Here is a 19,659-nt window from a genome sequence, read left to right as displayed (position 1 = left end):
GCCTGTCCCCGAGATGAAGGACATATTTCGGCCCGCAGAGCCGCTACGTCACAAGAATAAACAGAAACAAAGGGAGATTGTATGTCGAGCCGGCTAATCGCGCTGTTATCGGGCACAGCCCTGAGCATCATGCCCGCACTCGCGCACGCGCAAACCGTCACTGCCGATCGGGTGGTTGCGTCGTCCGCGCGGCAGGACGCTGCGGCAGGGCTTGAGGATATCGTCGTCACGGCGCAGCGGCGGGAAGAGAATTTGCAGCGCGCCGCCGTCTCGGTCACCGTCCTTTCCGGCGATAATCTGACGACGCGAGGCGTAACCACGGCAGCGGCGCTGACCCAGGTGGCTCCTGCGCTGCAGGTCACGGCAGGAACCGGACCCTATACCGTCCTGACGGTCCGGGGCGTCAGCAACTTTGGGGGCAATGCCTTCTCCGACCCGGCCATCGCCGTCAATTTCTCAGGCGTGTATCTTGCCAGTCCCACGGCGGTGCAGGGCCTGTTCTATGATCTTGAGCGCGTCGAGGTGCTGAAAGGCCCGCAGGGCACATTATATGGCCGCAACGCGACGGGCGGCGCCATCAACATCCTGCCGCAGCACGCCCGCATCGGTGAGCGTGGCGCGCAACTCAATTTTGAAGTCGGCAATTATGCGCGGGTTGCCGCGTCCGGCGCTGTCAACCTCCCGGTCGGCGAGAACAGCGCCTTCCGCGCCGCATTCCAGATCCTGCAACGCGATGGCTTCTTCTCGGACGGGCTCGACGATGAGCGCGGTCAGGCCGTCCGGCTCTCCTACCGCCTCCAACCGAGCAGCGCCGTCACCATCGACATCGTCGGGGATTATACCCATCAGGGCGGCCGCGGCGGCGGCTCGACCGTGCGCAAGCGCTGCGGGCCCGACATCTGCTACTTCGGCGACCCACGCACCAGCCTTTCCCAGCAGGATGCGGCATTTGCCCCCCTCGCGCGGCAGACCGACAATTCGTTCATCGACAGCGACTATTATGGGCTGCTCGCCAATGTGAATGTCGAGACCGATGCCGGCACGCTGACGCTGATCCCCGCTTATCGGACATCCAGGCTGAGCTACAACAGCGCCCAGACCGGCTTCCAGATCATCGAGCAGCAGCAGCCCGAGCAGATTTCGATGGAAGCGCGGTTCGCCTCGCCATCGGGCAATCGCTTTGGCTGGCTGATCGGGGCCTACTATCTCGACACGCATGTCACCGCCCGCTCGAACACGGAAAGCGCGGCCGCCCTCACCTACAGCGATCAGATCATCGACACATCGGGCAAGACCGCCGCCGGCTTCGGCCAATTGACCTTTGCGATCGTGCCCGCATTCCGCGTGACCGGGGGCCTGCGCTACACCTGGGAACGCAAGACCAGCGACAGCGAGCGGTACACCATCCGCAATGCCCCCGGGCCGGACCCCGTCATCCCGCTCGTTCCGGTCGGCGCGCCGGCATTTGTCGTCGACCGATCGCTGACGTTCGAAGCCGTCACCTGGCGCGCCGGCCTCGAGTTTGACGCGGGACCGCGCTCGCTGGTCTACGCCAATGTCGGCACCGGTTTCAAAGCGGGCGGCTTCTTCCTCGGCCCACCGGGCGCCAACAGCTTCGAGCCGGAAAAGGTTACCGCCTATACCATCGGCACGAAGAACCGCTTCCTCGACAACCGCCTGCAATTCAATGTGGAGGCATTCCTGCTGGATTATAAGGATCAGCAGCTCGGCTATGTGAAGCTCATTCCCCCGGCCGTAGTTCTGGTGACGGAGAATATCGGCCAGGTTCGCACCAAGGGCGTGGAGGCCGAAGCAGAACTGCTGGTCTCCCCGACCACCCGGATTGGGCTGCAGGCCCAATGGCTGGATGCCCGGGTGAAAAAGCTCGTCTACAACTCGGTTTCGACCCCCGGCCCGACCTCACAATGCCGCACCGCCGGCACCACGGTCGATTGCAGCGGGCTTCGCGCGCTCAAGTCGCCGGAGTGGGTGGTCGCTGCCTCGCTGGAACAAAGCTTCACGCTCGGATCGGGCGACCGCATCATCGCGAACATCTTCAGCCGCTATGAAGGGCCGCGCGAGCTGGATCTGGCCTACACGCCGGAAACGCGCGTTGGCGGATCGACCCGGACGGATGCAGTTCTGACCTATGCGTTCGAGGGCAAGGGCCTGAGCATCAGCGCATTCGTCAACAACATCGAGGATGACGTCGTCGTCAACAATGTGGCGCCAAACCCGGCCTATTCGACCATTGGTGTGGTCGCGACGTCGCTGCGCCCGCCACGGACCTATGGCGTGCGACTGTCGGGAACCTTCTGATTTCACCCGCATCGCTCCAACAGCCCGGCGCAAAAGCCTCGACGCTTCTGATCGTGTCGATCTGCGCGATGGTCTATTTTCTGGACGGGCTGGTCCACACGATCATGGGCCCGCTCGCTCCCGAATTCGCGCCCATGCTTGGCCTTGGTGATGCCGATCTCGGTCCGATCTTCTCGGCCAACCTGATCGGCCAGTGCATCGGCCTGATTGCGTTTCCTCCGCTGGCCACGAAGTTCGGCGATCGGTGGACGGTGGGGCTCACCCTCGCCGGCTTTGGCGCCGCTCAAGCCTTGACGGGCCTCGCGAACAGCGCCGAACAATTGTTCTGGATGCGGCTGATAACCGGCGTCCTGTTGGGTGGCTGTCTGCCGAGTTGCCTGGCGATCGTCACCGCAGCCGCCCCCGTTCAACGCCGCGGCTTGGCGATTACCTCCCTGTTCACCGGCTACGGCCTCGGCGCCACCATCGCGGGCATTGTCGCCATCGCCTTTACCGGACTAGGCGGCTGGCGCGTGGCGATGGGCGCGGTGGGACTGCTCTGCCTCGCGACATCCGTCATCACCATCCTGGTTCTGCGGGACGCCGAGGATGTGGCACCGCAAAGCCACGCGCCCCAACCCAGGGCCAACCCCTTGAACCTTCTGGCGCCCGACTATCGGCTGGGCACACTGATGCTGTGGCTCGTCTTCATTGCCATGCTGACCGTCAGCTACTGCCTCAGCTCCTGGCTGCCGGTTCTGCTCGTCCGCCTCGGCTATGCGCCGGCCTTCGCAGCCTTGGCGCTGTCCATCTTTTCCTTTGGAGGCATTGCTGCAGCACTGTGTATGGGCCTTTTAATCGACCGCTACGGCGCGTTTCGCGTTCTCGTCTCGTCCTTGCTCATCGCAGCAGCGCTCTTCTTCGTGGCCGGCCAGATTGTGGGCGCGTCCTCGGCCTTGGTCCTTCAACTCGTTCTGGCAGCCTGCGGCTTCTTCGCTTTGGGCGCTTATGGCGGCGTGAATGTCATCCTCGCCAGCTTCTACCCACCCCGCTTGCGATCAACCGGCATCGGATGGGCCAAGAGTGTCGGCCGCATCGGGACGGTCGCGGCGCCGGTCCTGATTGGCGCGCAGCTCGAGGCGGGCATTGCGGAGAGCACAATTCTGGCCTCCTTCGCCGTGCCGGCCATCGCGGCAGCGATTGCGTTGACCGCCATGAAGGTGTTCAAGAGGCGTGGAGTCGCGACTGAGGGGGTATAATCCCAGAGGCGGCAGGAGAGCTGAATGTCCTACATCCGCAAGATCGAGGAATGGCGCGCCCCCGTCTCCATGGGTGCCATCTATGAACGCTTGCTGGAAACCGCCGGGACCGACCAGTTCGGCACCGCCGTCCATGATTCGGTGATGACGGTCACCGGTGGGGCGCGCAGAATTTACTTGTTCGAGGCGACGGGCAGAGAAACCAGCGAACTGCAATATTTCTTCGGCGAGCCACGCGTGGAAGCGATGCTGCCAGCCTACAGCCAGCATTATCACAATATCGACCCGGTGTGCGACGCCTATAGCGCAGCGCCATGCGTGAGCGACCTTGCCATCCAGCGCATCCGGCCGCCGGACATCAGCTCCGATGAGTTCCGCAGGCGCTTCTTCGATCAGGCCGGTATCGTTGAGCGCGTCTCGATCATCCAGCGCGGACCACAGGCTTGGCGCGTCATCAATGTCGCGCGCCATCGCTCCACCGGCCTGTTTACGGATAGCGAGCTGGACGCATTGGTGGGTCTGGCCCGCCTGGCGCTGCCGATGCTGCCCCTCAACCGCAGGCGCGCCCTTTCCTGCTTCTCCTCCGCCCAGCACATCGAAAGCCGACTGCGGCACCTCTTCCCAAATCTGACACGGCGCGAGCGGCAAGTCTGCGCCCGCGCAACCGCCGGCATGTCGGTCGAGGCAACAGCGCTGGATCTGGGTATCGCGAAAACGAGCGTCATGACCTATCGAAAGCGCGCCTATCAGCGACTGGGGATCAGCAGCGTGCCGGAATTGTGTGCGCTGGCCGCGCATTGATCTGGGTGATGAAAGCCTCAACGATGAATGGCGGAGCGGGAGGGATTCGAACCCTCGATACGCTTTTGACGTATACTCACTTTCCAGGCGAGCGCCTTCGACCACTCGGCCACCGCTCCGCATGCACTGGAGCCGTGCGCCCTAGCCGGGTCGCGCGGCTTTCGCAAGGTGCCTTTGCGCATCAACATTGACGACGCCGCGCCACTCGTGCGCAGGCACGCCGGCTGGGCGGGTTCGGCCGATTTGCGCCTGGAGAGCGCGCGCGCCCCATCCTCCCCCGCCCAGCCGGGAACCGCCGCCCGGCGCGAGACGTTAAAACCCTGTCAGCAACAGGAGCCCGTCATGATCCGTCTTGCCATCCTCAGCCTGCTCATTGCCGGTGCGGCCGCCCTGATGGGCTTTGGCGGCGTGGCGGGGGCGTTTGTCGGGATTGCGAAGGTGCTGTTCTTCATCGCCCTTGCGCTGTTCGGGATCTTCCTGGTGCTCGGCATCCTTGCCGGGCGCCGCATGTCCCGCGTGCTCGACTAAACGGCGCTGTTATCGCCCGCCCAGGGCTTTCTGGCGGCGCCGCTGCACGGACGATCCCAGCCCGATGGCCTCGCGATATTTCGCGACCGTGCGTCGGGCGATGTCGAACCCGCGCTCACGCAGCAAATCGACCAAGGAGTCATCGGAGAGGATCGCATTTGGCGGCTCGTCGGCGATCAACTGCTTAATGTGGCTCTTCACCGCCTCGGCAGACGCGGCCTCGCCGCCATCTGCTGCGGCGATCGCGCTGGTGAAGAAGAATTTGAGTTCATAGGTCCCGCGCGGGCAGGACAGATATTTGTTGCTCGTCACCCGGCTGATCGTGGACTCGTGCAGCCCCACCGCTTCGGCCACCACACGCAGGGTGAGCGGCCGCAGATGGGCAACGCCGTGGCGGAAGAAGCCCTCCTGCCGCCGCAGGATTTCCTCGGTCACCCGTAGGATAGTGCGCTGGCGCTGATCGAGCGCCTTGATGAGCCAGTTGGCACTGGCAAGGCAATCCGACACCCAAGCCTTGGACGTCTTGTCCCGCGCGCCGCTCGCCAATTGGTGATGATAGCGGCGATTGACGAGGATGCGCGGCAGCGTCGCACCGTTGATCTCCACGGACCAGCCATTACCCGCAGGCGCGATGAGCACATCCGGCACCACGGCGGCAGGCCGATCATTGGCGTAGCGCAGGCCGGGCTTGGGATCATAGCCGCGCAGCTCGCGGATCATGTCCGCCATATCCTCCTCGTCCACCCCGCAAATCCGGCGCAGATGCGCGATCTGGCCCTTGGCGAGAATATCGAGATTGGCGATCAGCGTCGCCATGGCGGGGTCGTAGCGATCCGCCTCTTTGGCTTGCAGCGCGATGCATTCGCTGAGGCTCCGCGCCGCGATGCCGGCGGGATCGAACCCCTGGATGACGGCCAGCACCACCTCCACTTCTGCCAGCGGAACGCCCAGCCGGTAGGCGGTCTCCAGCAGGTCCGCTTCCAGATAGCCGGCATCGTCGATCTGGCCGATCAGCTGCTCGGCGATCATCAGTGCCCGGCCGGAGAGCGCTGCGCCGGCCTGATGCATCAGATGCTCGTAAAGCCCTTGCTCGGGCGCGGCGAAACTGTCGAAGTCCGGGCCTTCACTACCGAAGTCGCCGGATGTCCGGCCAGTGTCCGCGCCGCCCGGCAGCGCGCGGTCGCTTGGGCCATCATCGATGAAGGTCTCGGCGCCGTGATCGACATCCAGCGGCCCGTCCGCCTCGCCGCTGCCCTTGCCGATCAGCACGTCGGCCGGAGCGTCGGGCCCCGATTGCGGCTCGACGCCGTCCGGAAGCTCGGCCTGCTCCCGCGCGGGCAGCGCGATGTCCGTGCCGGCTTCCAGCAGCGGATTGCGCTCCAGCTCGCCGCCGATGAATGCCTCAAGCTCCAGATTGGACAGCGCCAGCAGCTTGATCGCCTGCTGGAGCTGCGGCGTCATCACCAGCGACTGGCTTTGCCGAAGATCGAGGCGAGGCGCCATCGCCATGGGTGGTGCTGCCCCTCAGCCTGTCCGCGACCGGCCCGCCATCACAGCGAGAAACTCTCGCCCAGATAGAGGCGGCGGACATCGGCATTGGCGACCAGTTCCGCGGGGCTGCCGGCAAACAGCACCTTGCCATCGTAAATGATGCAGGCGCGATCGACGATCTCCAGCGTCTCACGCACATTGTGATCGGTGATGAGCACGCCGATGCCGCGCGTCTTGAGATCCTTCACCAGATCGCGAATGTCCGCGATCGAGAGCGGGTCGATGCCGGCGAAGGGCTCATCGAGCAGCACGATGGACGGATTGGCCGCCAGCGCGCGCGCGATTTCGCAGCGCCGCCGCTCACCGCCGGAGAGTGCCATGGCAGAGCTGGCGCGCAGGCGGGCGAGGCCAAATTCCTCCAGCAGCGTCTCCAGCTTCTGTGCCCGCGCCGTCTTGTCCGGCTCGGCCAGTTCCAGCACCGAGAGAATGTTCTGCTCCACGGTCATGCCGCGGAAGATGGAGGTTTCCTGCGGGAGGTAGCCCAGACCCAGGATCGCGCGGCGATACATGGGCAGGCCGGTGATATCGGTGCCTTCCAGCAGGATGCGGCCCGAATCGGGCTTCACCAGCCCCATGATGGAATAGAAGCAGGTCGTCTTGCCGGCGCCGTTCGGCCCGAGCAGCCCGACGACTTCGCCATGGCCGACCTCCAGGCTGACGTCGGCGAGGACGGTGCGCTTGTCGTAGCTCTTGGCGATGGAAATGACCTGCAGGCGATGATCCTCTGCCGCGCCGGCGGTGTCGTCCGCGACTGCGGGATCGCGCATCGTGTCTGCCTCACTCATCGCCTTGTCCTCATTTCCAGATCATCCTGATCGCCGGCCCTGTCGAACCGACGTTCCTCCGCAGCTTCCACGATCTGGCAGGAAAATTGCATGGAGACCGAATCGTTCAAGGCAGCGAAAAAGGCAAGCTTTTTGGCGCCGCGTCCGGCCTTTTCCTACTGATCGCCGCTCTGGCGAACCTGGAACGTGCCGGAGACGCGACCACCCGACTGGGTGGTGCCCGGCGCGCCGCCAGCGGCAGAGCCATCCACCGTCGAGCGGCCACTGGCCAGATCGATGACGAGGCGCGAGCCGGTGAGGCGGTTGCCGCCCTGATTGAGCTGCACATTGCCGATCATGGTGATCAGCCGGCGATTGAGATCGTAAATGGCGACCGAGCCGCTGGCCCGCTCATTGCCGCGCGTCACCACGACACCGCCCGAGGCGTCGAGTCGATCGATCTCGATGCCGCCGGTGTTGTGATAGGCCACGGTGAGGCGCTGCGCCGTCATGGTCATGCCGGCCTGCGTCACCTGCACATTGCCGGAGACGACGACGCGATCGGCGCGATCCTGCACCTCGATACGGTCCGCCGAGAAATCCACCGGCGCGCGCGTGTTGTGCCCCCGCAGAACCTGCGCATCGGCAACGCCGGCAATCGCGACCAGAGTGGACCCGGCCAGGGCGCCGGCAGCGACAAGAAGGAAGGGTCTGCGCATCGACATTGCCCTTAGCGCCCGACCTGCTCCATGCGCAAGCGGGCGTTGCCCTCCAGCGTGACGGTGCGCCCCTCCAGATCGGCCTTGAGATGATCGGCGCGGAACGTGCCGGTCGGCATCCGCCCCTCGACATCGCCCCGGCTGCGCAAGTCCCGCTCCTGCAGGCGAATGTCCACATCGCGCGTGGTCAGCCGATAGCCATTGGCGCTCTGGAACTGGATCGGCCCGTTGACCGCGACCGTCTCGTTCTCGATGTTGTAATTGCCTTGCCGCGCGGTGACCACGGCCCCGCCGCCTTCCATCTGCAGGCGCGCCTCAAGCTCGTTGAGCTGCACGATCGGATCGCGCGAGGTCTTCTGCAACGCAGAGCCGGCACGCAGCGAGAAGGGCCGGCCCTCGCCATCTTCGCCGCGATACAGCGCCTCGGTCACCTTCATTCGCTCGCTCGCCACGTCCACCTTGTTCTTGTCGAGCACGAAGCTGACTTCGGTCTGGTGGGTGAATGGCGCTGCCAGCAGGAAGGCACCGAGCACGCCGGCCGAGAGCGGCAGCACCCGCTTGAGGAAGGTCACCAGCCGATCATGGCTCCCACCCGGCGCGGCCCAGCGCTGCAGCCGGCTGTGCTCGGCCCGCGCCAGCGCCGATGGCGCCAGCTCGTCCTCGGACCCGGACGTCCCGCGCAGGGCGCGCCCTTTACGCATGGGCGAAAATATCTGTCTCCGGCCAGCCGGCGAGATCCAGCAGCGCCCGGTGCGGCAGGAAGTCGAAACAGGCCTGGGCGAGCGCCGTGCGGCCTTCCCGCTCCAGCCTTATGTCCAGTTCCGCCTTCAACTGGTGGAGAAAGCGCACGTCAGACGCGGCATAGTCACGCTGCGCCTCGCTCAGCACCGGGCCGCCCCAGTCGGAACTCTGCTGCTGCTTGCTGATGTCCATGCCCAGAAGCTCGCGGACCAGCTCCTTGAGGCCGTGGCGATCGGTATAGGTACGCACCATGCGCGAGGCGATCTTGGTGCAGTAGACCGGTGCCGCCAGCACGCCCAGATAATGCTGAAGCGCCGCGATATCGAAGCGGCCGAAGTGGAAGAGCTTGAGTCGCGTGGGATCGGCGATCACCGCCCGCAGATTCGGCGCGGCATAGCTGCTCCCCGGCGAGAAGCGGACGAGATGCTCATCGCCCTGCCCATCGCTGATCTGCACGACGCACAGGCGGTCGCGCGGGGTGATCAGGCCCATCGTCTCGGTATCGATGGCAACGGCGCCCGGCGCGAGCACATCGGCAGGCAGGTCTTCTTCATGAAAATAAACGGTCATGCCGCTCCTCTTAGCTGCATGACCGGGCCAGGGAAACCTCCGAAAAAGGCAAGACGGCAGAGCGCCTCCCCAACGCTGCGGATCGGGCCGATGTCGCCCGCGAGCGGGATCGACGTTCAGCGCGGCAATTGCGCCAAAATCATTCGCGCTTTGCGAAAAAGGCCGCTATAGCGATGCTTGGCCGAGTGTGGCCTTGGTCGAGTCCCTGTGCATGTCGTCCGGCATGGGTGCGGATCGAGAGTGGACGAGCGAAAGTGATTAACAGGGCATGAGTTTTGATAGAGGGCGCCGCGGTCGCGGCAGGGACAAGCGGGACAGCTTCGGAGAACCCCAGTTCGACGCCTTTCCGGAATATGGTGGCAGCAGTTACGGTGGACCTCGCGGCGGCGGTGATCGCGGCGGCTTCGGCGGCGGCGGCGGTTTTGGCGATCGCGGCGGCTTCGGCGGCGGCGGTGGCGGCGGCTTCGGTGACCGCGGCGGTGGCGGCGGCGGCGGTTTCCGCAGCGGCGGCGGCGGTGGCGGCGGCTTCCGTGGCGGTGGTGGCGGCGGCGGCGGTCGTGGCGGCATGCCCGCGCAGGTCGTTGGCGAAGGCTCCGGCACGGTCAAGTTCTTCAATGCCCAGAAGGGCTTCGGCTTCATCGTCCGTGACGATGGTGCGGAAGACGTGTTCGTGCACATCAGCGCTGTCGAGCAGGCTGGCCTGACCGGCCTCGCCGAAGGGCAGCAGCTCAAGTTCACGCTGGTGGACCGTGGCGGCAAGATTTCCGCAACCGATCTGGTGATCGACGGCGAGCCGCTCCCGGTTCCCGAGCGCGCTGCAGACCGCGCACCGGCCGAGCAGCGTGGCGGACCGTCGCGTCAGCTCACGGGTGAGCGGGCCAGCGGCACGGTGAAGTTCTTCAACGCCATGAAGGGCTTCGGCTTCATCCAGCGCGATGACGGCCAGCCCGATGCGTTCGTGCACATCAGTGCTGTCGAGCGTGCCGGCATGGTTTCGCTGCAGGAAGGCGACCGTCTGGACTTCGAACTGGAAGTCGACCGTCGTGGCAAATATGCCGCCGTGAATCTCGAGCCCAAGTCCGAGTAACAGGCGACTCACTTCGCAAGAAAAAGGGCCGGGATGAAAATCCCGGCCCTTTTTGTGTGTCCATCGCCACAACTGCAGCGCGGCGATGGCTCAGTCCAAATGGATCAGCCGTTGCGGCTCGTTTCGAACAGGAACCACGCCCGCTGCTCGGCCTGATCGGTCCAGTCGTCGATCAGCCCATCGGTTGCATTGTCGCCGGCGGCCTCGGCCAGTTCCTTGGCGGCACGCAGCGATTCCACCAGCGCCATATTGTCGGCCCGCAGCTCCGCCAGCATGTCCGCAGCGGAGACGAAGTCGTCATTGTTATCCTGAATGCTCTGCTTGCGGGCGATGTCGCCAATGGAGCGCAGCGCAGTGTTGCCGGTCTTGCGAATCCGCTCGGCGATCAGATCCGTCGTCGCAAGAATCTCGGCCGCCTGTTCGTCGAACATCAGGTGATAATCGCGGAAATGCGGGCCGGAGACATGCCAGTGGAAATTCTTGGTCTTGAGGTAAAGCGCATAGCTATCCGCCAGCAGGCCGTTCAGCGCGTCCGCGACGGCCTTGATGGCATTTCCCTTCAGGTCCGTGGGCGTCTTGAGCGCTTTGTCTGTCATGAAAGGCCTCCAATGGTTGATGTGTCTGGCGTAAATTTCGGAACGTCGAACGTTCCCCACGCCCCGCTTATGCCAGATGGAACTCGGAATGACGAACAGATAGGCCCGCACAGATTGATCGACGAAATCAATCAACACTTATGCGCCGGCGCAATGAAGCGATCAGCGACACCCCCGCAGGGCGGCCGCGGCAAGGTAGACGCGCGCAGTCTGGGGCGCAGCCGAATCACCCTGGGCAGCGTCCCGCATGAGCGTGAGATAGGTCTGCGCGACCTGGCGGTGGCCGTTATAGGCCACCACCGACTCCAGCAGGCTGGCCAGTCCTTCCACCGCGGCAAAGTCATGCCGGCGCGCGAACAGCCGCAAATCTTCCAGCCGCTCGCACAGGGAGAAGAGGGACAGGCCCGTGCAAGCCCCCTCCAGCGCCTCGATGCGGCCAAGCATCTGATCGCGAACCAGACGGTCCGAGCCTTGATACATCCCGATTCTCCCATCCCGCCTTGTCCATCGCGAATCGGTTCTTGCCAGCCTCGCGAGTCAGGCTTGTGACAACGGCACCATAAGCGCCCATCGTTAAGCTTCGGTTTTGCAGCGAAGAGCGGCGACTGCGGCGACTCCTTCCCTTGACAAGGGCCGGCTTTTCCCGCATTGGCCGCCGCCGAACGGGTCTCGCCAGAGGCGGAGCCCGTCTTTTGCATGTATGTCAGCGCACCGCACCTGCCCGCAGGGAGGTCGCTCAATTATTTGAGGAATTGGCCATGGCGAAGCCCGCCACAGTGAAGATCAAGCTGGTCAGCACCGCTGACACGGGCTTCTTCTACGTGACCAAGAAGAACCCCCGCACGCAGACCGAGAAGTTCACCTTCCGCAAATATGATCCCGTCGTGCGCAAGCACGTCGAGTTCAAGGAAGCCAAGATCAAGTAAGTGCCACGGCGGGCCTGTCGGTCCGCTCGCTTGTGCATGACGCTTCAGGCTCGGATCGCGCGATCCGGGCCTTTTTGCGTGCGGCTGCGTGACGATGAAGTGGGGCGATAGCGCGCCGGGTAGGCTCAGCTGGCCAGCGCAGTCGGCGCGATCAGCCCATTGACGACGTTCATGAACATGAGCACCGAGATCGGCTTGGAGACATAGGCATTCGCGCCTGCCTCCCGAATCCGCGCTTCATCGCCCGGCGCGGCATAGGCCGTCACTGCCATGATCGGCGTCTCTGCCAAAGCCGCGTCCGCGCGGAAGGAGGTGATGAGATCCAGACCGTTCACATGCGGCAACTGGATATCCGTGATGATGAGATCGGGCTGAAAGGCGGATGCACGGGCGAAGGCCTCCCGTCCGTCCCGCACCGGCTCAGTCTCATGGCCATGCGCGCGGAGCAGATCGCAAAAGAGCTTCATGTTGAGCTCATTGTCCTCGACAACCAATATGCGTTTTGACACGAACAGTCCTTATGCCGATTGACGAAGCCATTTTTGCAGCCGCGCAGGGGAGAACCTCCCGCTGCCCGGCATACAGGTGAACAATGCGGACCTATCCGATCCCTCAAGATGATGAAACCATGGCGCTGCGCCTCGTGGGATGGATTGTGGCTGATTCGGTCCGTGCCGAACGGATGCTCAGTCTCACCGGGCTGGAGCCGGATGCGCTGCGGCAGGCCCTGACCGATCCCGCCACGCTGGGTGCGCTGATGGATTTCGTCATCAATCACGAGCCGGACCTGCTGGCCTGCGCGGAGGCGCTGGCGGTCGCACCGGCCGATCTCGTCGCCGCACGCGAGCGGCTCGGCCGATGAGCCGTCCGCTCATCATCAGCGATTGCGACGAAGTGCTGATGCACATGGTCGTCCCCTTCCGGTCCTGGCTGGAAGAGCAGCACGGCATCGACTTCAGCTTCTCCGGCGGCTTCGAGCGCGCGCTGCGCCACAAGACCAGCGGCGACCTGATCGAGCGCGAACTGGTCTGGACCCTGCTCGGCGCCTTCTTCGAGACGGAAATGCATCGTCAGACGCCAATTCGCGGCGCGGTGGAGGCGATGGCGCGAATCGCAAAGCGGGCGGACATCGTGATCGTCACCAACATCGGCGAGGAACGCGCGCAGGCCCGCGCCGACCAGATCCATGCGCACGGCCTCCCCTATCCGGTGATCGGCAATCGCGGCGGCAAGGGACCGGCGGTGCGCAAGCTGCTGGACGAGCGCAAGCCGGGCCTGAGCATCTTCATCGACGATCTGGGCGCCAATCATGTGTCCGTCGCGCGGGACGTGCCGGAATGCTGGCGGCTGCACATGGTCGGGGAGCCGGAATTCGCCCCCCATGTCGAGCCGGTGCGCGAGGCGCATGAGCGGATCGACGACTGGGACCGTGCCGAGGCATGGATCATGGCCCGCATCGACGAGTATGACGCGATTGCCACCGGGGCGTTGTCCTAGCCGGTCTTGACGCGTCTGCGGCCTCATGCTCTGGCTCCGCCCATGAGCAAGATCGACCAACACCTCGCCGCGGAGAACATCTCCCTTCCGCAAGCAGCCGCCCCCGTCGCCGCTTATGTGGCTGCGGTGCAGACCGGCAACCTGCTGCACATCAGTGGCCAGCTGCCCTTCGCGGCCGATGGCGCCCTGATGAAAGGCAAGATCGGCGGCGAGCGCGATCTCGATTGGGGCGTCGCGGCTGCAGAACGCTGCGCCCTGATGCTGGTGGCGCAGATGAAAGCGGCGCTGGGGGGCGATCTCGACCGGGTCGAGCGCATTGTGAAGCTCGGCGCCTTTGTCGCAAGCACCGCTGAGTTCACCGATCAGCCCAAGGTCGCCAATGGTGCCTCGGAAATGATGGTCCGCATCTTCGGCGATGCCGGCCGCCACGCCCGCAGCGCCGTAAGCGTGCCGGTGCTGCCGCTCGATGCATCGGTGGAAATCGACGCCATCGTGCAGATTCGCGACTGAGCTACCGCGCCCAGCCGGCATGTTGGCGGCCTTGGGCGCGATGGACCTGCAGGCACTGGCAATTTCGCGCCAGACGCCCCATGTTCCGCACGTGCTGCACGACGTCGCTCCGTTTCGCTCTCCGCCGTCATTGGCGCACCGAGAGGCGCCGTCCTCATGAGCGACGCGCTGACCGTCCACCTCACCCAATCCGTCGCGGCGCTGGACAAGGCGCAGTGGGACGCTTGCGCCGGCCCGGATAATCCCTTCGTCAGCCACGACTTCCTCTCCATCCTGGAAGAATCGGGCAGCGTCGGCCCGGGCACGGGATGGTCGCCAGCGCCGATCACCATTCAGGACGGCAGCGGCACGCTGATCGCCGCAGCGCCGGCCTATCTCAAGGGCCATAGTCAGGGCGAATATGTGTTCGACCATGGCTGGGCGGACGCCTGGGAGCGCGCGGGCGGGCAATATTATCCCAAGCTGCAGATCGCCGCGCCCTTCTCCCCGGTGCCGGGCCCGCGCCTGCTGCTGCGCGACGCCGGTAAAGGCCCCTCGCTGATCGCGGGCATCGAGGCGGTGGTCGACCAGAATGAGCTGTCCTCCGCGCACGCGACCTTCATCACGCCGGAGGAATGCGCGCTGTACCGCGCGGCGGGATGGCTCATCCGCCAGGGCAGCCAGTTCCACTGGGCCAATGAGGGCTATGCCAGCTTCGATGATTTTCTCGCCCGTCTCTCCAGCCGCCACCGCAAGGATCTGCGCAAGGAGCGCGCCAAGGCGCAGGCCGGGCTGGACATCCGGCACCTGACTGGCGACGCCATTGAGGAACATCATTGGGACGCGTTCTGGGAATTCTACCAGGATACCGGCAGCCGCAAATGGGGCCGCCCCTATCTCACCCGCGCCTTCTTTTCCCTGCTCGGCGCGCGCATGGCAGACCGGGTTCTGCTGATTTTCGCTTATCGCAACGGACGGCCGATTGCCGGGGCGCTCAACCTCATCGGCGGCGATGCACTGTACGGGCGTTACTGGGGTTGCAACGAGGAGGTGCCGTTGCTCCACTTCGAGCTGTGCTATTATCAGGCGATCGACGCCGCCATCGCGCGGGGCCTGGCCCGGGTCGAGGCCGGCGCGCAGGGCGAGCACAAGCTCTCGCGCGGCTATCGGCCGGTGCCGACCTATTCAGCGCATTACATCCCGCATCCCGATTTCAGGCGCGCCGTGGCGGACTTCGTCGAGCGTGAGGCCGCCGCCGTCGCGGATGAACGCGAATGGCTGGATGAACGCGCGCCGTTCCGCAAGGGCGGAGACGCGGGCTAAAGCCGATCAGGCCGCGACGCGCTGACTGGTCTCGATCGTCCAGGCGCGCGCGAGGCGCTGGGCCTCGGCGATTTCCCGCGCGGTCATTTCCTCGGCGATTTCAGCGCGGCAGGTCTGTGCCTCGCGGCTGCCTGCCTGTGCGGCCAGATTGAACCAGCGATGCGCTTCGACAAGATCGACGGCCAGGCCGCCGGTGCCGCAACTATAGGCCACGCCAAGATCGAAACAGGCCTGCGCATTGCCGAGCGCGGCGCGCGTGCGGCTTTCGATCAGGACCCTGGCATTGTTCATGCTTGTACCCACGAATTCCCCCCAAACACAGGTTCGCGATACCGCAACCAAGCACGCCAGCTCTTGCGAAATGGTTAACGTAGCAGAAGGGATGTTTGCGCCCGGATTTGCTCGGGCATGTCTTCAGGGGTGGATGGGGATATTGTCGATCAGGCGCGTGCTGCCGATCCGCGCCGCCACCAGCAGGCGGGCGGGCCGGTCCAGCCGGGTCATCGGCTCCAGCGTGTCAGCATCGCTGAGCAGGAAATAATCGACCGAATCGAAGCCCGAATCGAGCAGGTAGCGGATCGCCCAGGCCTGCACGGCGGCAACATCCTCGCCGGCGCTGATGCCTTCCCCGGCCCCCACCAGCGTCTCCGGCAAGGCGGCCGCGCGCGCGCGCTGGTCGGCGGTGAGATAGGCGTTGCGAGACGAGAGGGCGAGGCCATCATGGTCGCGCTGCGTCTCGACGCCGACGATCTCGACCCCCAGATCGAGGTCGCGCGTCATCCGCCGGATGATGGCAAGCTGCTGATAATCCTTCTCGCCAAAACAGGCGATGTCCGGCCGGACCTGATTGAAGAGCTTGGTGACGACCGTCGCCACGCCCTCGAAATGGCCGGGTCGCCATTCGCCATCCAGCCGGGCGGAGAGGCCATCGACATTCACATGGCTGGTGAAGCCGGCGGGATACATGGTCGCGACGTCCGGCAGCCACAGGGCCGCGACGCCCGCCTGCGCCAGCATCGCGGCATCGCTCTCCTCTCGGCGGGGATAAGCCGACAGGTCTTCATTGGGGCCGAACTGGGTGGGATTGACGAAGATCGACGCGACGACATGGCTCGCCCGGCGCCGCGCTTCCGCGATCAGCGCCATGTGCCCGGCGTGCAGTGCCCCCATGGTGGGGACGAAGGCAATGCGGCCCGCATCCGCCCGCAACGAGGCGAGGCCGGTTCTGAGCGAGGGAAGGTCACGGAAGATTTGCACGCGGCACGAGGCTCCGATAAGGCCGGCGGAGAAGGTCGGGGCTGGCTTCGCTTGTCCTGACCGGACGGTCAAGAGGCCGTAACCACCCAGGAAGAGTTTCGATCCAACCCATGTCCAGCGCCGCGCCGCATCTCATCGTCTTTGCCAATGAAAAGGGTGGCACAGGCAAGTCCACCACCTGCGTCCACACCGCCGTCGCGCTGGCTGCGCAGGACGTGTCCGTGGCCCTGATCGACCTCGATCACCGGCAGCGCACCTCTGCTCGCTACCTCGAGAATCGCGAGGCGACCGCGCGCCGTCGTGAGGTGGACCTGCCCTCCCCCAGCTACGCCGTCTATGATGGCGACAGCACGGCGGGCCTCAACGAGGCGATCGCCAAGGCCGCCAGCCAGGCGCAGGTCGTCATCATCGACACGCCCGGCCGCGATGATCCGATGGCGCGTTATGCGGCGGCGGCGGCGAACACGCTCGTCACGCCGATGAACGACAGCTTCGTCGACTTCGATCTCATCGGGCAGGTCGATCCTGAGAATTTTAAGGTCAAGCGGCTGAGCTTCTACTCGGAGCTGATGTGGGAGACCCGCAAGACCCGCGCGAAGGCCGACGGCGCCTCGATCGACTGGGTGGTGCTGCGTAACCGCCTGCATCACATGGAAGCCCGCAACCAGAAGCGCGTCGGCGATGCGCTCTCGGAACTCGCCCGCCGCGTGGGCTTCCGCGTCATTCCTGGCCTCTCCGAGCGCGTGATCTTCCGCGAACTCTTCCCCTCGGGCCTGACTTTGCTCGATCGCGGCCATCTCGGTGAGCTGGGCGTCAGCCATCTGGCGGCCCGGCAGGAACTGCGCGAGATGATCGCCGGCCTTGCGCTGCCGATGCTCGGCGGGGCTCCCCAGAAAAAGAGCGCCGCCTGAGGCATGATGCTGCTCGCTGTCGCACTGGGCGGGCTGGGCTTCTGGTTCTGGTACCGCCTCCGCAAGAGCGGGCGCAAGGTGCCGGCGGCCTGGCTGGGCATCGCCGGCACGCTGATCGGCACGATCATGATGACCAAGGGCATGGCGGTGACAGGCGCGCTGGTTGCGACCGTCTCCGGCCTGTGGCTGCGCTTTGGGGACAGTCTGGCAGGCGGGCGCGCGCCCTCTCCCGCTCCGCTAAGCGCGCGCGATCTCAGCCGGGCGGAAGCGGCCGACCTGCTTGGCGTGTCGATCAATGCCAGCCGCGACGAGATCATCGCCGCGCATCGCAAGCTCATCGCCAGAAATCATCCGGACGCCGGCGGATCGCCCGGCCTCGCCGCGCGGATCAATGCTGCGCGTGATACGTTGCTAAAATCGCAAGAAACATAAGCTAGTCGTTTCGCTTTCCTTCGACCTTCTCCGGGACTTTTATGACGCATCAATTCCATCCGACCACGCTGCGCGAGTATGACATTCGCGGCATCATCGATGAAACGCTGGGCGAGGCGGATGCCTATGCCATCGGCCGGGGCTTCGGCACCCGCGTCGCGCGGCTAGGCGGACGGGCCGTCGCGGTCGGCTATGACGGGCGCCTCTCCTCGCCGATGCTAGAAGAAGCGCTGGTGCGCGGCCTCAATGACAGCGGCATTCACGCGGTCCGCATCGGACTCGGCCCGACGCCGATGCTTTATTATGCCGAGGCCGTGCTGGATGTGGACGGTGGCATCCAGATCACCGGCAGCCACAACCCGGCCAATTACAATGGCTTCAAGATGGTGCTCCAGAAAGGCCCCTTCTTCGGCAAGGACATCCAGAGTCTGGGCACGATGGCAGCGGCCGGTGATTGGGTCGAGGGCAGCGCCGGCAGCGAGCAGGTCGACATTCTCGACCGCTATGTCGCCCGACTGATGGAAGGCTTTGACGGGCAGGCCTACAAGATCGGCTGGGATGCCGGCAACGGCGCCGCCGGCCCGGTGATCGACCGGCTGGTGAAGCTGCTGCCCGGCGAGCACCACACGCTGTTCACCGATGTCGACGGAAATTTCCCGAATCACCACCCCGACCCCACCGAGGAGAAGAACCTCGTCGACCTGCGCGCGCTGGTCGCGGAGAAGGGCCTCGATTTCGGCCTCGCCTTCGACGGCGACGGCGACCGGATCGGCGCCATCGATGGCGAAGGGCGCATCATCTGGGGCGACCAGCTTCTTGCCATTCTCGCCGAGCCGGTGCTCGCCGCTGAACCCGGCGCCACGATCATCGCCGATGTGAAGGCCAGCCAGGCGTTGTTCGACCGGGTGGCGGAACTGGGCGGCAAGCCGCTGATGTGGAAAACCGGCCACAGCCTCGTCAAATCCAAGATGAAGGAGACGGGCAGCCCGCTGGCGGGCGAGATGAGCGGGCACATCTTCTTTAAGCACGAATATTATGGCTTCGACGACGCCCTGTACGCGGCCGTCCGCCTGATTCGTGCGGCCGGTACGCTGGGGCGCAGTGTCACGCAGCTGCGCGGCGCCATGCCGGCCATGGTCAACACACCGGAGCTGCGTTTTCAGGTCGACGAGAGCCGCAAATTCGCCGTGATCGAGGAAGTGCTGCGTCGACTCGCCGAATCCGGTGCAACGATCGATGCAACGGACGGCGCCCGGGTGACCACGCCGGACGGCTGGTGGCTGCTGCGTGCATCCAACACACAGGATGTTCTGGTCGCCCGCGCCGAGGCACGCGACGCCGACGCGCTGGACCGCCTGCTGGCGCAAGTCGATGAACAGCTTGCACTTTCTGGCCTGGAGCGTGGTCCGGCCGCTGGGCATTAACGTCAACCAGATGCGTAGACTGAAGAGATCGATTGCAAATTGTGCAATCAACACTCTTCATTTCGCAATTGCAGGAAATTCGTATGTAACGCATACAGTTCCTGCCTTTCAGGCATCCTCTCCTAAAACTTCCAGGCCGTCCTTCGGGGCGGCCTTTTTTTCGGCTTAACGCCCGCCATCCGCCACGCAGCGAGGCGCCGAACCGGCTGCGCGGCCAGCCGCGAAACTCAGGCAGCGCCCATGCGTTTAATGGGTTTGGAAAATAGGAGAGAAACATGGGCAGTCTCTGGAGCCTCATGACCGTTGTCGGGCCAGTCCTGTTCGCCGCGGTGCTGGTCTACGCAATCTGGCGCAACAAGCGCGACACCAAGCTGGGCGACGAAGCGCGAAGCGACCGCGCCGCGAAGGACCTGCGCGACAGTCTCGACCGTGAAGACAAGCGCCGGGATGGTAAGGAGCCCTATTCCACGCGGGCTTGAGTAAACA

General features: G+C 64.9%; 24 protein-coding genes and 1 tRNA gene. 14 read left to right on the top strand and 11 right to left on the bottom strand.

Going from position 1 to position 19,659, the window contains the following annotated elements; all coding sequences use genetic code 11:
• Window positions 1–81: 81 nt before the first annotated feature.
• The 3 genes from M2333_RS16065 to M2333_RS16055 all read left to right on the top strand — a co-directional run bounded on the left by M2333_RS16065 (window position 82) and on the right by M2333_RS16055 (window position 4,358).
• On the top strand, window positions 82–2,319 hold the full coding sequence (locus tag M2333_RS16065; RefSeq protein ID WP_264612417.1) for a TonB-dependent receptor: 2,238 nt from the start codon (window positions 82–84) through the stop codon (window positions 2,317–2,319).
• Between the two features lie 68 nt (window positions 2,320–2,387).
• A complete protein-coding gene (locus M2333_RS16060) occupies window positions 2,388–3,557 on the top strand; it encodes an MFS transporter (RefSeq protein ID WP_264612416.1) in 1,170 nt (389 codons plus the stop codon).
• A gap of 24 nt (window positions 3,558–3,581) precedes the next feature.
• Window positions 3,582–4,358: a helix-turn-helix transcriptional regulator gene (locus M2333_RS16055; RefSeq protein ID WP_264571334.1), complete on the top strand. Its 777-nt coding sequence runs from the start codon at window positions 3,582–3,584 to the stop codon at window positions 4,356–4,358.
• A 28-nt stretch (window positions 4,359–4,386) separates the two neighbouring features.
• Here the strand turns inward: M2333_RS16055 and M2333_RS16050 are convergent.
• Window positions 4,387–4,477: transfer RNA gene (locus M2333_RS16050), tRNA-Ser, on the bottom strand.
• A 223-nt stretch (window positions 4,478–4,700) separates the two neighbouring features.
• On the opposite strand from M2333_RS16050, the gene M2333_RS16045 reads away from it, so the two are divergent.
• On the top strand, window positions 4,701–4,886 hold the full coding sequence (locus tag M2333_RS16045) for a DUF1328 domain-containing protein (protein ID WP_264571939.1): 186 nt from the start codon (window positions 4,701–4,703) through the stop codon (window positions 4,884–4,886).
• 9 nt (window positions 4,887–4,895) lie between these two features.
• On the opposite strand, the gene rpoN is transcribed toward M2333_RS16045, so the two are convergent.
• The 5 genes from rpoN to M2333_RS16020 form a co-directional block, all read right to left on the bottom strand.
• On the bottom strand, window positions 4,896–6,395 hold the full coding sequence (gene rpoN / locus M2333_RS16040; protein WP_264577305.1) for an RNA polymerase factor sigma-54: 1,500 nt from the start codon (window positions 6,393–6,395) through the stop codon (window positions 4,896–4,898).
• 41 nt (window positions 6,396–6,436) lie between these two features.
• On the bottom strand, window positions 6,437–7,204 hold the full coding sequence (gene lptB, locus M2333_RS16035) for an LPS export ABC transporter ATP-binding protein (protein ID WP_264612648.1): 768 nt from the start codon (window positions 7,202–7,204) through the stop codon (window positions 6,437–6,439).
• A gap of 173 nt (window positions 7,205–7,377) precedes the next feature.
• Complete coding sequence (locus M2333_RS16030; protein WP_264574928.1) at window positions 7,378–7,920, bottom strand: LptA/OstA family protein; 543 nt, start codon at window positions 7,918–7,920, stop codon at window positions 7,378–7,380.
• A gap of 11 nt (window positions 7,921–7,931) precedes the next feature.
• Window positions 7,932–8,621, bottom strand: coding sequence for an LPS export ABC transporter periplasmic protein LptC (lptC, locus tag M2333_RS16025; RefSeq protein WP_264612415.1), 690 nt, complete (start codon window positions 8,619–8,621; stop codon window positions 7,932–7,934).
• The gene (locus tag M2333_RS16020) at window positions 8,614–9,231 is read right to left on the bottom strand and encodes a ribonuclease D (protein ID WP_181558577.1); all 618 of its coding nucleotides are present in this window, start codon (window positions 9,229–9,231) and stop codon (window positions 8,614–8,616) included. Before M2333_RS16020 ends, lptC begins: the two co-directional genes overlap by 8 nt.
• Window positions 9,232–9,499: 268 nt before the next feature.
• On the opposite strand from M2333_RS16020, the gene M2333_RS16945 reads away from it, so the two are divergent.
• A complete protein-coding gene (locus M2333_RS16945) occupies window positions 9,500–10,318 on the top strand; it encodes a cold-shock protein (RefSeq protein ID WP_319801314.1) in 819 nt (272 codons plus the stop codon).
• A 104-nt stretch (window positions 10,319–10,422) separates the two neighbouring features.
• Here M2333_RS16945 and M2333_RS16005 read toward each other — a convergent pair whose 3' ends face one another.
• Window positions 10,423–10,914 carry a Dps family protein gene (locus M2333_RS16005; RefSeq protein ID WP_181558575.1) on the bottom strand — a complete coding sequence of 164 codons (492 nt, stop codon included), beginning with the start codon at window positions 10,912–10,914 and terminating at the stop codon, window positions 10,423–10,425.
• A 162-nt stretch (window positions 10,915–11,076) separates the two neighbouring features.
• Window positions 11,077–11,394, bottom strand: coding sequence for a hypothetical protein (locus M2333_RS16000; protein ID WP_181558574.1), 318 nt, complete (start codon window positions 11,392–11,394; stop codon window positions 11,077–11,079).
• A gap of 278 nt (window positions 11,395–11,672) precedes the next feature.
• Here M2333_RS16000 and rpmG point away from each other — a divergent pair, with 278 nt between their 5' ends.
• A complete protein-coding gene (rpmG, locus tag M2333_RS15995) occupies window positions 11,673–11,840 on the top strand; it encodes a 50S ribosomal protein L33 (protein WP_181558573.1) in 168 nt (55 codons plus the stop codon).
• A 125-nt stretch (window positions 11,841–11,965) separates the two neighbouring features.
• Here the strand turns inward: rpmG and M2333_RS15990 are convergent, their stop codons facing one another.
• The gene (locus M2333_RS15990; protein ID WP_264612414.1) at window positions 11,966–12,349 is read right to left on the bottom strand and encodes a response regulator; all 384 of its coding nucleotides are present in this window, start codon (window positions 12,347–12,349) and stop codon (window positions 11,966–11,968) included.
• An 83-nt stretch (window positions 12,350–12,432) separates the two neighbouring features.
• Between M2333_RS15990 and M2333_RS15985 the strand changes: the two genes are divergently transcribed.
• The 4 genes from M2333_RS15985 (at window position 12,433) to M2333_RS15970 (ending at window position 15,149) form a co-directional block, all read left to right on the top strand.
• The gene (locus M2333_RS15985) at window positions 12,433–12,702 is read left to right on the top strand and encodes a DUF3572 domain-containing protein (RefSeq protein WP_264579831.1); all 270 of its coding nucleotides are present in this window, start codon (window positions 12,433–12,435) and stop codon (window positions 12,700–12,702) included.
• Complete coding sequence (locus tag M2333_RS15980) at window positions 12,699–13,337, top strand: HAD family hydrolase (RefSeq protein WP_264612413.1); 639 nt, start codon at window positions 12,699–12,701, stop codon at window positions 13,335–13,337. The genes M2333_RS15985 and M2333_RS15980 overlap by 4 nt, the downstream gene beginning before the upstream one ends.
• Window positions 13,338–13,379: 42 nt before the next feature.
• Window positions 13,380–13,847 carry a RidA family protein gene (locus M2333_RS15975; protein WP_264571932.1) on the top strand — a complete coding sequence of 156 codons (468 nt, stop codon included), beginning with the start codon at window positions 13,380–13,382 and terminating at the stop codon, window positions 13,845–13,847.
• Between the two features lie 156 nt (window positions 13,848–14,003).
• Window positions 14,004–15,149 carry a GNAT family N-acetyltransferase gene (locus M2333_RS15970; RefSeq protein ID WP_264612412.1) on the top strand — a complete coding sequence of 382 codons (1,146 nt, stop codon included), beginning with the start codon at window positions 14,004–14,006 and terminating at the stop codon, window positions 15,147–15,149.
• A 6-nt stretch (window positions 15,150–15,155) separates the two neighbouring features.
• On the opposite strand, the gene M2333_RS15965 is transcribed toward M2333_RS15970, so the two are convergent.
• Together M2333_RS15965 and panC are read right to left on the bottom strand one after the other, a co-directional pair.
• Window positions 15,156–15,452, bottom strand: a complete 297-nt coding sequence (locus M2333_RS15965; RefSeq protein ID WP_181558567.1) for a sel1 repeat family protein — start codon at window positions 15,450–15,452, stop codon at window positions 15,156–15,158.
• A gap of 111 nt (window positions 15,453–15,563) precedes the next feature.
• Window positions 15,564–16,406: a pantoate--beta-alanine ligase gene (gene panC / locus M2333_RS15960; RefSeq protein WP_264585801.1), complete on the bottom strand. Its 843-nt coding sequence runs from the start codon at window positions 16,404–16,406 to the stop codon at window positions 15,564–15,566.
• Between the two features lie 110 nt (window positions 16,407–16,516).
• On the opposite strand from panC, the gene M2333_RS15955 reads away from it, so the two are divergent.
• The 4 genes from M2333_RS15955 to M2333_RS15940 all read left to right on the top strand — a co-directional run bounded on the left by M2333_RS15955 (window position 16,517) and on the right by M2333_RS15940 (window position 19,652).
• Window positions 16,517–17,317, top strand: a complete 801-nt coding sequence (locus tag M2333_RS15955) for a division plane positioning ATPase MipZ (RefSeq protein WP_181558565.1) — start codon at window positions 16,517–16,519, stop codon at window positions 17,315–17,317.
• Window positions 17,318–17,320: 3 nt separating this feature from the next.
• The gene (locus M2333_RS15950) at window positions 17,321–17,749 is read left to right on the top strand and encodes a molecular chaperone DnaJ (protein WP_264612411.1); all 429 of its coding nucleotides are present in this window, start codon (window positions 17,321–17,323) and stop codon (window positions 17,747–17,749) included.
• Between the two features lie 41 nt (window positions 17,750–17,790).
• Window positions 17,791–19,173 (top strand): phosphoglucomutase/phosphomannomutase PgmG, encoded by a 1,383-nt coding sequence (gene pgmG, locus M2333_RS15945; RefSeq protein WP_264612410.1) that lies wholly within the window; start codon window positions 17,791–17,793, stop codon window positions 19,171–19,173.
• Between the two features lie 275 nt (window positions 19,174–19,448).
• Window positions 19,449–19,652: a hypothetical protein gene (locus tag M2333_RS15940; protein WP_264612409.1), complete on the top strand. Its 204-nt coding sequence runs from the start codon at window positions 19,449–19,451 to the stop codon at window positions 19,650–19,652.
• The last annotated feature ends 7 nt before the right edge of the window (window positions 19,653–19,659 follow it).

Origin of the sequence: Sphingobium sp. B11D3B (assembly GCF_025961735.1) — a bacterium.
GTDB lineage: Bacteria > Pseudomonadota > Alphaproteobacteria > Sphingomonadales > Sphingomonadaceae > Sphingobium.
Note: the sequence above shows the minus strand (reverse complement) of the source record. Positions and strands in the feature narration are given on the sequence as shown.

What these genes read in the sequence shown, in the direction of transcription:
- M2333_RS16000 (WP_181558574.1), bottom strand. Translation starts at nt 11,394, where the DNA reads ATGTATCAAGGCTCGGACCGTCTGGTTCGCGATCAGATGCTTGGCCGC.
- M2333_RS15970 (WP_264612412.1), top strand. Translation starts at nt 14,004, where the DNA reads ATGAGCGACGCGCTGACCGTCCACCTCACCCAATCCGTCGCGGCGCTG.
- M2333_RS15985 (WP_264579831.1), top strand. Translation starts at nt 12,433, where the DNA reads ATGCGGACCTATCCGATCCCTCAAGATGATGAAACCATGGCGCTGCGC.
- lptC (WP_264612415.1), bottom strand. Translation starts at nt 8,621, where the DNA reads ATGCGTAAAGGGCGCGCCCTGCGCGGGACGTCCGGGTCCGAGGACGAG.
- M2333_RS15940 (WP_264612409.1), top strand. Translation starts at nt 19,449, where the DNA reads ATGGGCAGTCTCTGGAGCCTCATGACCGTTGTCGGGCCAGTCCTGTTC.
- M2333_RS16945 (WP_319801314.1), top strand. Translation starts at nt 9,500, where the DNA reads ATGAGTTTTGATAGAGGGCGCCGCGGTCGCGGCAGGGACAAGCGGGAC.
- M2333_RS16055 (WP_264571334.1), top strand. Translation starts at nt 3,582, where the DNA reads ATGTCCTACATCCGCAAGATCGAGGAATGGCGCGCCCCCGTCTCCATG.
- lptB (WP_264612648.1), bottom strand. Translation starts at nt 7,204, where the DNA reads ATGCGCGATCCCGCAGTCGCGGACGACACCGCCGGCGCGGCAGAGGAT.
- M2333_RS16020 (WP_181558577.1), bottom strand. Translation starts at nt 9,231, where the DNA reads ATGACCGTTTATTTTCATGAAGAAGACCTGCCTGCCGATGTGCTCGCG.
- M2333_RS15975 (WP_264571932.1), top strand. Translation starts at nt 13,380, where the DNA reads ATGAGCAAGATCGACCAACACCTCGCCGCGGAGAACATCTCCCTTCCG.
- M2333_RS16065 (WP_264612417.1), top strand. Translation starts at nt 82, where the DNA reads ATGTCGAGCCGGCTAATCGCGCTGTTATCGGGCACAGCCCTGAGCATC.
- M2333_RS16045 (WP_264571939.1), top strand. Translation starts at nt 4,701, where the DNA reads ATGATCCGTCTTGCCATCCTCAGCCTGCTCATTGCCGGTGCGGCCGCC.
- M2333_RS16030 (WP_264574928.1), bottom strand. Translation starts at nt 7,920, where the DNA reads ATGCGCAGACCCTTCCTTCTTGTCGCTGCCGGCGCCCTGGCCGGGTCC.
- M2333_RS16060 (WP_264612416.1), top strand. Translation starts at nt 2,388, where the DNA reads ATGGTCTATTTTCTGGACGGGCTGGTCCACACGATCATGGGCCCGCTC.
- M2333_RS15955 (WP_181558565.1), top strand. Translation starts at nt 16,517, where the DNA reads ATGTCCAGCGCCGCGCCGCATCTCATCGTCTTTGCCAATGAAAAGGGT.
- M2333_RS15950 (WP_264612411.1), top strand. Translation starts at nt 17,321, where the DNA reads ATGATGCTGCTCGCTGTCGCACTGGGCGGGCTGGGCTTCTGGTTCTGG.
- M2333_RS15980 (WP_264612413.1), top strand. Translation starts at nt 12,699, where the DNA reads ATGAGCCGTCCGCTCATCATCAGCGATTGCGACGAAGTGCTGATGCAC.
- rpoN (WP_264577305.1), bottom strand. Translation starts at nt 6,395, where the DNA reads ATGGCGATGGCGCCTCGCCTCGATCTTCGGCAAAGCCAGTCGCTGGTG.
- rpmG (WP_181558573.1), top strand. Translation starts at nt 11,673, where the DNA reads ATGGCGAAGCCCGCCACAGTGAAGATCAAGCTGGTCAGCACCGCTGAC.
- pgmG (WP_264612410.1), top strand. Translation starts at nt 17,791, where the DNA reads ATGACGCATCAATTCCATCCGACCACGCTGCGCGAGTATGACATTCGC.
- M2333_RS16005 (WP_181558575.1), bottom strand. Translation starts at nt 10,914, where the DNA reads ATGACAGACAAAGCGCTCAAGACGCCCACGGACCTGAAGGGAAATGCC.